Source organism: Peribacillus aracenensis (assembly GCF_025175645.1).
In the GTDB taxonomy this organism is placed as follows: Bacteria; Bacillota; Bacilli; order Bacillales; family DSM-1321; genus Peribacillus; species Peribacillus aracenensis.
This window is the reverse complement of the sequence record NZ_JANZMJ010000019.1, coordinates 12,516-25,870: the sequence shown is the minus strand read 5'-3', so window position 1 is coordinate 25,870 and position 13,355 is coordinate 12,516. Positions and strand designations below refer to the sequence as shown.

The 13,355-nt window shown below is 38.5% G+C and carries 6 protein-coding genes; all 6 read right to left on the bottom strand.

Features of this window, described 5'->3' with window-relative positions; genetic code table 11:
• Positions 1–449: 449 nt before the first annotated feature.
• A complete protein-coding gene (locus N0M92_RS18185) occupies positions 450–2,060 on the bottom strand; it encodes an AMP-binding protein (RefSeq protein WP_260287150.1) in 1,611 nt (536 codons plus the stop codon).
• Between the two features lie 1,183 nt (positions 2,061–3,243).
• Positions 3,244–5,418 carry a hydantoinase B/oxoprolinase family protein gene (locus N0M92_RS18180; RefSeq protein WP_260287149.1) on the bottom strand — a complete coding sequence of 725 codons (2,175 nt, stop codon included), beginning with the start codon at positions 5,416–5,418 and terminating at the stop codon, positions 3,244–3,246.
• Positions 5,419–5,439: 21 nt separating this feature from the next.
• Entirely contained in the window at positions 5,440–7,515 is a 2,076-nt protein-coding gene (locus N0M92_RS18175; RefSeq protein WP_260287148.1) for a hydantoinase/oxoprolinase family protein, read from the bottom strand.
• A 477-nt stretch (positions 7,516–7,992) separates the two neighbouring features.
• On the bottom strand, positions 7,993–8,793 hold the full coding sequence (locus tag N0M92_RS18170) for a glucose 1-dehydrogenase (RefSeq protein ID WP_260287147.1): 801 nt from the start codon (positions 8,791–8,793) through the stop codon (positions 7,993–7,995).
• Between the two features lie 76 nt (positions 8,794–8,869).
• Positions 8,870–10,339: an aldehyde dehydrogenase gene (locus N0M92_RS18165; RefSeq protein ID WP_260287146.1), complete on the bottom strand. Its 1,470-nt coding sequence runs from the start codon at positions 10,337–10,339 to the stop codon at positions 8,870–8,872.
• Positions 10,340–10,908: 569 nt separating this feature from the next.
• A complete protein-coding gene (locus N0M92_RS18160; RefSeq protein ID WP_260287214.1) occupies positions 10,909–12,990 on the bottom strand; it encodes a sigma 54-interacting transcriptional regulator in 2,082 nt (693 codons plus the stop codon).
• Positions 12,991–13,355: the final 365 nt, after the last annotated feature.

Sequence of the window (13,355 nt, the reverse complement as noted above, 5' to 3'; positions counted from 1 at the left end):
AATTACCCATTTTTCAAGTTTTGAAAATCCTTTTTTAAAGAGTGATGGGCCGGGGAGCATCGGTAAATATGCAATGCTTATTATACGTTTTTATATTCGTAACATCCTAAAATATAAATATGTTAAAAATCGCCTTTAAGGGTGAATTGCCCTTGTCTAATAACTAGGAATTTGGGGAACCCTTAAAAACACTAGATTTCATTTCCTTCCCCCTAATTATAGTTTTATTAATATCTTACTAATGATCCAAAATGTACGCCTACAGAAATTAATAGTAAAAACTTAATATTACTATTCTAGATATTTTGTCGATATGATTGGAAGTTCACCGGTTCAAATTTCCAAGCAATCATATAACGCATTCTTAATCTCTTATTTCAGTACTACTAATAAAGTCTTACTTATTAAAATCTCAAGGAATAAAACCTATCTGGTCTCGGCATGCTGCGTTAGGAACGTACGAGCTTGTAACCTGCCTTCTCCCTATCCCAGCTGTTACCGACACCTTGAGCCTCTAAGGCGAACCTGGCCACCTTTTCCGTTCCAGCAAGCCGCGGAAGTTCGGGTATAAATTCCACATACCGAGGGATCATGTAGTGCGCAATCTTACCTTCGCACCAAGCTACAATTTCTTCTTCCTTGAGAACCTCGCCTTCCCTGAGCTCAATCCAAGCCTTAACTTCACTCCCCACCATTTCATCTTTAATTCTCACCACAACACAGTCCAGGGCCTTGGGATGAGCGCGGATTACATTCTCCAAACCTGGGACGTCAACCCACTCACCCTTGATGTTGATGCCCTCGGCACTGCGGTGAGAATAATGCAACCTGCCTTCTCTGTCAATAAAGCCCATGTCATTCGTATGGAACCAAAAGTTTCGGAAGGCATCAAGTGTCTTTTCGCTCCTATTATAGTAGCCCTCGCTAATTACATGGGGCTTTAGTCCTCGAACGACTATCTCTCCTACTTTTCCAGGAGGAAGTGCCCTGCCCTCTTTATCCACCACAGCTATCTCTACATTCCTGTTCGGATAACCTCCTACCGAGTACAGACGTTTGTCATCATTAGGTAAGTATGATTCTGTAAACGGCAGGCGAAACTTCTCATAACAGACTATCCCAGCATCAATGGACCCGTAGCCTGAAATCCCCATGGGTATCCTAAACCGTTCCATGAACTCACGATCGGCTGGGAAGCACACCCGGATTAAATGATCAGTCTCCCCCGCTTGTACGGGTTGCTTTTTCATAAACTCTATAGGAGTGAAGTGAAGTACTAGAACTGTTGCTTTATGATACCTTACCTCCTCCCACAATTTAGATGCAGAAAAACGTGTTCCAATAACCATAGTTGCATTAGCGTAAAGACTGCCGGAAATCATAAACATTTGAGAATTACCGTGGAACATCGGGAGAGGATCGTACACTCTATCACTTGGCACAATCCCACTAAAATCCGCAAAGAATCTTCCCTGCTCTAGAAGAAAGGCGAAAGTCTGGATAATCCATTTAGGACGCCCCGTCGTTCCCGAAGAGTGAAGAAAAAGCATTGGGTCGGCATCACTCACCTGAACAGTAATATCCAAGGAAGCTTTAGCGTGTGAGAATAGCTGGTTGAAAGAAAATTCGTTAACCTGGTGTTGCTCTCGCCCCTTAGGAAATTCCGGATACCAAACGATTTTTTCCACTCCAGGTAATTGATCACGGATTTTTAAAAAGGCATCCTCTAACTCCGTACTCACTACCATGACCTTAGAATCCGCGGAGTTAATAAGGTACTCCAAGGATTCACCACGAAAAGTAGTAGCCATACAAGCACTAATCACCCCCACCTTCACTGCACCATAAAGAAAATATACAAATTCAGGACAATTTGGTAGAAGGAGCCCTATTTTTTCACCTTTTTTCAATCCTAACTCTTTTAAAATGTTGGCGATACGATTGGTATGCTGGCCCAGCTCAAAATAGGAAACTTTTTGGTCCTTAAAACATATTGCTGTTCTGTCACCATTAGCCGCACAGATTGTATTCAGCCATTGACTGGGATTATTATAAGACATGGGATAGACTCCTTTCGTTTAACTTATTGGGATTATTTCTTTCCACACTTGTCTGTTTAATTATTATTAAAAGTTATTTAAATACCTCAAGTTAGAAATAATGCAAATCCCCTAGTAACAAATTTTGTGTTGCATTTTATTTTTGAATTACAGTTGAGATCATGTTCCTTTGATTTGATACCATCCAACTAAATTAAAGCGCTTTCATAATTAGACTCGACTTATTTCATATCCTCTTATCTTTTCCAGTAGAGATAAACACTGTTACACCACAGTATTAATAGAGGTATCATTTGACAATTACACTCACTATGATTTACTACAATCCATAATATTGTAATGTTTTTGCTACGAAAACTTATAATGACTTTCATTCAACTAAAATTATTAATTCGGCCGGCCGGCTTAATTAGATTATAATGGAAAAACATAGCCTCTTCAATATATTTTTTAATAATTCTGAAATTTAAAACTAATTAATGATAGCCCTCTATTTTCTACAACATTCAATAAGGTCCATGGCAATTTTGCCTTGAATATTTACGCTTGTTTGGTTTGCCACCTAGAGAAGATATCAAGCGCCTGTGGGTGAATGATACCACAGGATAAACGTATGATTCCCTTACTTAATAGGAAAACAACGTATGCGAGTTACTCGTTTATTTTATTGACTACCAAATATTATTATCAAGAATTAAATGCGTTTATCTGTCTCATGTCATAGCACAGTAAAACGGGGTATTATTTTAGAGAGAATTCCTTTTGGAGCGGGTTGTACTTAAACAAACAGGTGTTTTAATTGAAGAAGAATTAAGTGTTTTATGACTAATTCATACTTTAGTTTAGTCCAGAAAAGGGTTCTTTAATTTAGGAGGGAGTGCGCCCCTTTCGTATTTAAGTGTTCATTGCAAAAAACAGCTAATACTATAATAAGATATTAGCTGTTTTTTCAACTTCAGAGTCAATAAAGTTATATTACCTTCAACCTAATAGGAATTCGTTGGTCCATATTAAGTTGCAAGGTTTCATAAGGATTCATGGTTATATGTTCGTTTAGAATATCCCAACACTGTAAAATTGAGATTCCTATGGTTGATTACAGATTGACCATGACCTGTAAAAATCTCGTCGAATTCCATGACTCCTCCACACATTTTCAATTTATTTACCCTATCACTTTTACTTAGTTCTCACCGATTGATGTCCCTATATGAAGCATACTTCCGCACCCTGGACAGATGTACTCATCTACAAATACAAATGGTGCTTCCTCACGATTTTTAACCCACATTCCAAATTTCCCAAGGGCTTTTGGTGCCTCTGTCTTCAGGACTTTTGCCCCTTCCTTCCAGTCTGAATTTTCATCTGCTAGAGGGTACTCACAACCTGAACAGCACACATAGCGGAGTCCTTTTATGTCTTCCTTAATGACTAATGATTCTCCCGATGACTTTATATGAGTTAATTCGTTAGAATTCACTAAACATTCTTTTTTTGGCTTCAGACCTTTGTGTAGCCGATTGCTTTTAATATTTATTCGGAGTACTTGTGTACCCTGCTCAACTATCCTTCCATTTTCATCAATTACAACCCCATATGCTTCCTTCGCCATCTTTTTAGTGATGTATCCATCTTGCCAATCCTGAAGAACAATTTCAGGGTCTCTCTTCAATGGATCACCTAGGCCCCCTCCTCCTCCTTCAAATTGAACAAAGACATCATCAGGATGAATAGGGAAACCAATATGCTTGGCTGGCAATAATTCCTTCTTACCAGCCAATTCGCTGTACATAGGAACCTTCCCTTCTTCCATGAACTGATGTACATTAGAATTTTTTATGACCCAGTATCCACTAGTTCCACCTGGATATCCCCCCATGATACCCCGTGGTGGCACCTGCCAACAAGCAGTATTTACTGTTTCATGACCGCCAGGCACTCCCCAAGGGATCCAAGCAAAATCAATTCCTTGACCTCCACGATATTTACCAGGTCCGCCAGAATTTACGTTCAACTGTCTCCATAAATAAAGAACCGGAAATGTTAACTCATTAATTTCTATATCAGGAAGTCCGTTGCTTAATTGTGTAAAACAGCCTGCCGCATCCATTCCATCTTGATTGGTTTGCGCTCCCCCACCTGCACCTCCACCGTTACTATCAGCAAGTATGAACATCTTTCCTTCACTGTCTGATCCATAAAAGATCCCCGCTGGCCATGCGTCATGAAAACATGCCATAGCATAACTCCTTGTCTTTTCTTCATCGCTTTCCATCATGGCTTGACTAATTAATTCGGTCAATAGTTTTGAGATACGCATTCCCGTTTCTGCATGCCCCATTGAAGTCGGAGCTGGCATTTCGGCACTTACCACGGTCCCTTCAGGGAGTATAAATTCTATTGCTCTTAAAATCCCCTCGTTAAATGGTATGTCTTGCGTTAATGCCAGCATAACAGGTGTAAGTGCACAACCGATTGCCGTTCCCTTAGATACATTGATAAATCCGTCAGTCTGTGCAACTGTTCCGTTAAAATCAAAAGTAAGGTGGCCTTCTCCAACGGTTAATTTGCAGTGAATTTGGAATAGATCGTTTACATGACCATTATGTTCTGCCCATTCTGTCCCTTCATATGTCTTCCTAGGTAACTGACTAATCCGTTTTCGAAATGCTTCTTCTGATAATAATTTGTTTAACTCCACATATTCATGAAACTCGTCCACTCCATACTTATTAATTAAATCAACGATTTGATTTTCACTAGCATTGCAAGCGGCGATAAAGGAACGAATTTCATTTATATTTCTTTCAGGAAGCCTCCAATTTACTTTTATGAGATGAACAATGTCTTTTACCAACTTCCCTTTTCTTACAATTTTAATTCCTGGAAATCTCAAAGCTTCAGAATATGCATCATGGGCTCCAACTGTAAATCCGCCGGGAGCCATGCCACCTACATCTAATACGTGTCCTTCTGCCCAGGACCACGCGATTAACTGGTTCTGATAAAATATCGGTTTCACAATTCCTACATCTGGCGGATGACAAGCAGCTGTCGTATGAGGGTCATTACATATAAAGGCATCACCAGGTAATATTTCCTCTTCCGAATAGTTTTGTAGAATATAGCGAATGGCTGCCTGTGCAGGGCCTGTATGCATCGTCATATATCCGGAGAAGGTGATAATTTCCCCGTTTTTATCCGCAATAAATGTAGAGAAGTCTACTGCTTCCGAAATGATTGGCTCACCCGACGTCCTAATCATTATAGTTCCCATATCCTTTGCAATACTGTATAGCTGCTGGCGGAAGATTTCTGCTTTCACTAAACGGTCTGTCGATACCATTATTTCAGTCATCCTAAAGTCCCCCTTCTCCCTTTACATTTCCAGAACATAATTTCGGTAATCATCCATATGAGCACTTGCACCATTGGGAATAAATATAGTAGTTTGTGACCTCTCTATTATGGCTGGACCTGATAAACAAGTGCCTGGGGTAATGACTTGATCATTGTATACTACAACCTTTTCTAATTTACGTTCCATCGGTAAATAAATACTTCTCTGTTTCTTAGGCAAATCTGAAACCATTTGTGGATTGTAATCAAACGATTTTGGCTTAAATTTAACTACAGACCCAATGCCTGTCACACGAACAGTAAGCAAAATAACTTCTGAATCAATCCATGCTGTACCTGGTCCGTATTCCGCTTCATACAACGGGGCAAAATTTTTGGAGATCTCATCCAGGTCTTTTTCATTCAGTAGTCTGGAAGGCAGTGGTACAGATATCTCAAACATTTGTCCTTCAAACTTAAAGTCACCAAATCTTTGAACCTGGATATCATTTCTTTCAAATCCACTTTGAATCAAGCTATCTGTTACCTTCTCTTCCATTTCCAATAAGTCATTATTCACTCCATCGACGTCTTGTCCCGCTCTCCAAAAGGAGGATTTGACCAAACTACGAACGTCATCTCCAGCTAATAGTCCTTGTGCAGAAAAAACAGCTGATGACGCAGGAATTACTGCTCTCTTAATTCCAATTTCCCTACAAACTTCTGCAGTAAACAAAGGCAGTGCACCTCCATAGGAGACAAAGGTAAAATCTTTTGGATCATGTCCCCGTTCCACACTTACACTTCGTATGGCACTACTTATCCTTGCAATAACAAGCTGATATATGGAAGCAGCAGTATCCAAAACACTCATTTTCAAGGGTGCTGCAAGTTGGTCACGGAAGATGTCCTCAGCTTTATCTTTCTCAAGATTCATCCTTCCACCTAGAAAATACGCCGGGTCAATAAAACCTAATATTACATTCGCATCGGTAACTGTAGGAAACTCCCCACCACGACCGTATGAAATAGGACCAGGATAGGAACTAGCACTTTGTGGCCCTACTTGAGGGATACCACGAGAGTCAATCCATGCGATTGAACCTCCACCAGGGTCGCTCGCTGTTACGTCAATCTTACTTAAGCCAGTCAAAAATTCACGCAAATAGACTCGTTGAGTTTGGGTGTATTTATTACCCTGAATAATAGAACAATCGAAGCTTGTCCCTCCCATATCTCCAGTTATCATACTTGTTATTCCTAAAGTTTTCCCAAGATAGTTCGCACCCAACACCCCTCCAATCGGGCCAGAATCCACCAGTTTGATTGGAGCTACTCTGACTTCTTCTGCACTAAGACTACCACCGAAAGATTGAATAAATACAATTGGAGTATTAAGTCCCCGTTCTTCTAAAGACTGATTGATAATATCAACATAACGCACTACCTTTGGACCAGTGAATGCGTTTAAAGTTGTAGTATTCATTCGCTCATACTCACGCATAACAGGGTGTACTTCGCAGGAAATAGATACATAAATGGAAGGATAATGTAATTCGATAATACGTTTTACTCTTTGTTCATGAATATCATTTAAGAAAGACCAAAGAAAAGTAACTGCAATCGTTTCTACATTTTGAACCTCAACCAATTGCTTAACAGCCTCAAGAACTTCCTCATCGGACATTTCCACAACCACACGACCATTCTTATCTAACCGTTCATTAATTTCAAGAATACAGTTACGTTCAACAAGATTAGGCATATTGCTTTGTTTGTGATGATCTCGATCCGATGTTCTTGGTGAACGTGCAATACGTAAAGTATCCTTGAATCCTCTAGTAACTAATAAGCCAACCTTGGCCCCTTTTAATTCAGCAATACTATTAGTCACAATGGTGGTGCCATGGACAAATCGAGTACACTGATGAAGGAGTTGAACTTGAGAGACACCCATTTGATTAGAAACATTTTCTATGCTATTAAGTAAACCTTCAATAAGATTATTGGGGGTTGTATCCGCCTTATCGGTCCATATTTCTCCCTTATGATTTATTACTACAATGTCTGTAAACGTTCCGCCCATGTCTATACCGATATGATATGAATCAGCCATGTGCATCCCTACCTTTCTCGATTGATTATGAATAATGTGTTTTCAAAGGTTTGACCTTACCGAGATTTAAGTATCATCCTTCAAAACAGTAATCTGGTTCTCCACTAGTAAAATTTCCGAATCTTCATTGACTCGGAATCAAAATGAAACCGTTTTCATTAATTTGTGGTTGGTTATTAATGAGCAATTCATTTTAGATTCAATCTCCCTCTATATGACCGGCTAACCAGATCCTCAGATACATGAGATGCACATGCTTGAATTTGGGCTCCTTTAGAAAGTCATTTTCATTACACTTTTCTTTTTAAAAATAGAGGCCACGAGTGAATAACGAGGCCGTCCATATGGCTCATCGCTTTCCGTGTCCTCAATTCATACAAAGTCACAATCTTGTTATATCTGCTATACACGGAAATTTCAGAACCAATTTAGTTTTAAGTTCCTCCGTGACTCAATATATGTGGGCCTTACTGAATCTTAGGTAGCCGTCCAGCCTCCGTCTACTGCTAAGTTAGTGCCCGTTACAAAGGTTGCAGAATCAGAACAAAGCCAGAGCACCGCTTCAGCAATCTCCTGTGGCTTCGCCAGCCGGCCAATCGGTTGTTTTGCAGCGTAGGCGGCCTCCCTTGAGGGATCAGCCTCAATCGACTTTTCCATTAAAGAAGTTCGCACTGCCCCCGGAGAGACACTATTTACCCGCAGCCCCTGTGCTGCGTATTTGGCCCCTGCCCACTTGGTCAGTCCAACTACACCATGTTTGCTCGCCACGTAAGCCGGATGTGTGACCACTAGCCCCCGATACCCTGCCACCGAAGCCATATTGACAATTGCTCCGCCTTCCTGTTTAAGCATTTGGGCGATTTCATGTTTCATGCAAAGGAAAACGCCATTGAGATTGACCTCCATCACTTGATCCCAGCTTTCCTCATTATATGGGTCTGATGGAGAGCCGAGACCTGCGATGTTTAGAGCAAAATCAAGGCCGCCATATAGTTCTACCGCCCGCTGTACCGCCGCTTCCACCGAGACGGATTTCGTAACATCGATGAACGTAAATTCAGCAGTCCCACCGGTATCTCGAATCATTTTACAAGTTTCCTCTCCAGCCGTAGAATTGACATCTGTAACCAACACCTGGACACCTGCATCGGCGAAAGCTATGGCGGTCTCCCTGCCAATACCAGAGCCAGCCCCCGTAATCATTGCTACTTTACTATCAAATTTTTTAGTCAACCGATGTATCCTCCATCCCGAAAAACATTTCTTAAAATCTTCCATAGAGTTTAAATTAAAAGAAAAAATATTTTTACTTTACTATGTCTAATTATATTAAAGTCGATGAAAATACAAACTATTAGTTCTCAAGATCCATAACCACCGTTTTTACTTGAGTAAAGTCTTTAATAGCCTCTACTCCATTTTCTTTCCCCCACCCACTAGCTTTATAGCCTCCATATGGGGTTACCCAACGAACATACCTGAAAGTATTTAACCATACCGAACCAGCCCGTATCTCTTTGGCCATTCTAATTGCTCTGGTCATATCCTTAGTCCAAACTCCGGATGTTAATCCATAGGAAACATTATTTGCAATTTCAACAGCTTCCTCTTCACTGGAGAATGGAATAATGGAAACAACAGGTCCAAAAATTTCTTCTTTCGCAATACGCATGGATGGTTCTACATCTACAAAAACAGTTGGATTTATATAATATCCTTTTTGCAAATCTTTTGGTCGCCCGCCACCTACTGCCAGCGTTGCTCCTTCTTCTTGTCCAATTTTAATATATTCAAGGGTCTTATTAAGCTGCTGTTCATGTGCATGTGGACCGAGATTCACATTTGTAAAAGGATCACCCACCGTAATTAATTTCACTTTTTCTAGATATTTAGAGACAAATCTATCATAAATGTCTCTATGCACAAGAAGTCGTGATCCTAATGTACAACTTTGGCCTGTTAATAAGAAAGCATTGGATACAGCAGATTCTAAAGCAGCATTTAAATTAGCATCAGGAAAAATGATTTGAGGAGATTTCCCGCCAAGTTCCAAACTTACCTTCTTCATATTAGATGAAGAAGCATAATTCACTATTTTCCTTCCGGTATTTGTTGCTCCCGTAAAAGAAATTTTATCTACATCCATATGTGAGGCTAATCTTTTTCCTACATTATTTCCGCGTCCCGTTACTACATTTATAACTCCTGGGGGGAAACCTGCTTTTTCAGTTAGTTTTGCTATTTCTAATGCGGTTATTGGAGTAGATTCAGAAGGTTTTAGTACTACAGTATTTCCAGTTGCTAATGCCATTGATAGTTTCATAGTTGTCATAGTAAGAGGCGTATTCCAAGCTGTAATTGCACCAATAACCCCTAAAGGTTCTCTAATTGTAAAAATATGCTTATTGTCTTCAAAAGGAATTGTTTCCCCGTGAATTTTATCTGCAATCCCTGCGTAGTAATACCACCATTGATGATGATTCTTAGCTTCAGGCAAAGCGAGATGATAAGGCTTCCCCATCTCCAATGTTTCAATTTTAGCCAAACGTTCTGCATTTGCTTGGACTAAATGGGCCATCTTTCGTAAAATCTCAGCACGTTCATACGTACTCATCTTGCGCCAAGGGCCATGATCAAATGCTGTTCTCGCAGCTTTAACAGCTTCATCGACGTCGGCCTCTAAACCTTCTGTTACTTGTGCCCAAACTTCCTCAGTTGCGGGGTTTATTATATTCATAAAATTCCCTGAACTAGCCTCGACCCATTTGCCACCAATAAAAAGTTTATCGTACGTTTCCACAAAAGGCTTATCCGATATTTTCAACCTAGCACCTCTCCCTTAATAATTCTATATAGGATTTTTTACTATTTGAAATAAAGTTGTGGCGGTATTTTCTAATTCTAACTAATTATTACTGAACTATTACTTTAAACATATCCAAATTGTAATTTCCCTTAACCAAATAATGATAAAATCCTCCCCGTTTCATAAGCGTATTGGTTTATCTTCCAACTTAAAATTCGATTACGAGTATTCGAATTTTTTTATTAATTAAGAATTATCCCTCCCTCTAAAATTTAAATATGCAAAATCTATGCCAAAAAAAAGGTGTCCTTTATTGGACTACCAAGCCTATTTTCTTAATAAAAGATGCATAATTCCATTATTAATGTCCTTATACATTGTTGATAAGCAAATTCCTTCATCAAAAAAACCTTTCACTATTTGTAAAAGGCTTTGATTATTATTTAAATTAGAACACTACCTAGAAAAGGTGGACGACCGAGAACATTCTTTTATCTAGTAGATATCTATTTATATAAAGAGGTTGATAAAACTTTTTTGGTTTTCAAGCATTCATTTTCCATTATAAGAATTATGTTATAGCGTGATTATACATTTTTAAGTTTTTGTAGCTTTCGAACAATGGTAGATTGGTCTACATGTAAAATTTCAGCGGCTTTATAGGTATTCCCATACTTCTCTAATGCCTTTCCAATCAGTTTTTTCTCATACTCCATAATCGCTTCCTTAAGTGGACGAATTTCATCAACATCCACCATACCTTGTTCCTTCGATACTTCCTGAGGAACGAATATTGGATATTTAATTTCTTTTACATTGATGTCATTCCCTTCTGAAAGAACAAAACAACGCTCAATTACATTTCTTAATTCACGGACGTTTCCTGGCCAGTTATATTTTAATAACATTTCATAGGAATCTGAAGTGAATTTTTTTGACATCCGGTATAATTGATTGAATTCATGAAGGAAAATCGCAATGAGCGGGATTAAATCTTCCGCTCGCTCACGGAGTGGAGGTATCATGATCGGAATCACATTTAAACGGAAAAATAGATCTTGGCGAAATTCCCCTCTCTTAACTTTTTCATCCAATTGCATATTGGTGGCAGCAAGAATTCGAACGTTCACCCCTATTGTCTTGGTTCCCCCGATGCGTGTCACTTCCCTTTCTTGAATTACCCTTAAAAGCTTCACCTGTAATGGAAGAGGAAGATCACCAACTTCATCAAGAAAAAGTGTCCCTTTATCAGCTAATTCAAACATTCCTGGCTTTCCTTTTTGCCCAGCTCCAGTAAACGCTCCTTTTTCGTATCCAAATAACTCAGATTCGAGAAGTGCCTCGGGAATTGCACCACAGTTTATCGTAATTAAAGGACCTTCACTCCTTGAACTATTAAGATGAATGAGCCTTGCTATTTCTTCTTTTCCCGTTCCAGATTCTCCTAATATTAAAGTAGTAGAGTCAAATGAAGATACTTTTTTGATTAAATGTAAAACGTGTTTCATTTTCGGAGATTCAGCTATGAAATTGACCCGAGATTTTAATTCCGTCCGATATTGGGATAATTCTTCCTTATAACGCTCAGTCAGTAATTTATTTTCTTCTACCTCCTTTTTTAATTGAATTAAGTCAGTAATATTTCTTACATTTACAACAATATAATCTATATTTTTCTCACCGATTACTGGATTTAATGTAATAATTAAGTTAATCCCTGCCTCTTCCATAACAACTGGTAGAGTCATTGATTTTCTTTCATTCAAAACTTGCTTAATGATATTCGTCTTAAACGAAGGAAAATTCTTAAATAAATTTTTATGATACCGTTTGGAATAATCCAATTCGAATAGCTTTTCTATCGCTTGGTTATATCGAATAAATTCTCCATTACAATCGGTAATGATTATTCCATCATAGGAAGCAGTAATAATGGCTTCTAATTGCTTGTTTAGTTTACGAACAGAGTCCAGTTCCTCTGATATTTTCTCAAGATTCGAGATATCCTGAAAAACAGAGACAACTCCTTTAATATCTGTTCCTTCCATAATGGGCGTTCTCGTTGTAATGTATTTTCTTCTTCCTACCTCTAACTTTTTGGCAAAGTGGGATTCTCCTGTTCTAAGGACTTCCAGCAAACCAGTATGAACAACCACATCCGATAACAGATGGCCATTAGCATCTTCTTTTTTAATGCCAATAATCTTTTCCGCTGCTGGATTTAAGGATGTAAATAATCCATTTTTATCGATCGATCCAATTCCAATTGGTGCATATTCAAAAACAGCCTCCATTTCCTTTAACCGGGATTGGAGCATATCGATATAAGCAGTATGTAATTGTCTTTTGCTAATGATGCCTACAATCGATTTATATTTATTTTTAACTAAATAAAAAGCTCTTTTTTGTTGAATTAACGAATTAATGTCATCCATTTCCGAAACAAATAGATAATCTTGTTTCAATAATAATTGTGATACTTCATTTACACCTTGCTGAGCTGCTATCATTACAGTGTCCCTATCCAATATCCCAATAATTCGATCATGAATACTATATACAGGTAGACCATCTAAGCTAGATTGTTCGAATAATGGCAGGACTTCTGTTACATATTGATTTTCTATTATTCGTATAGATGTTTTGACAGCAATATCTCGACATATCATCCTTTTCAATCCGAACACCTCCATTAATCTAAAAAAGGAATTTTATTGAAATCTTTGATTTTGAACGGTGCAAACCATTTGAGAACGGTTTCATTAATAAGAATAATATCAATATTCCGACAATTTTACAATTAAGTTATTTATTTATAATTAGACGATTTGTTGACCGTTTCTTCAATGAGACTATCCAGTAAATCATATATCCAAATAAACAAAGTATATAGTTATTCAGGCAACATTTACCCTGTCGGCTTATCCTTTATTTTTATTAAATCAAAACTCTATTCAGTCAACATTCAATAAAAGCACATAAACCCCCACTCTCACCAAAAAATGAAAGTGGGGGATGGCCTTGGTCCGATGAA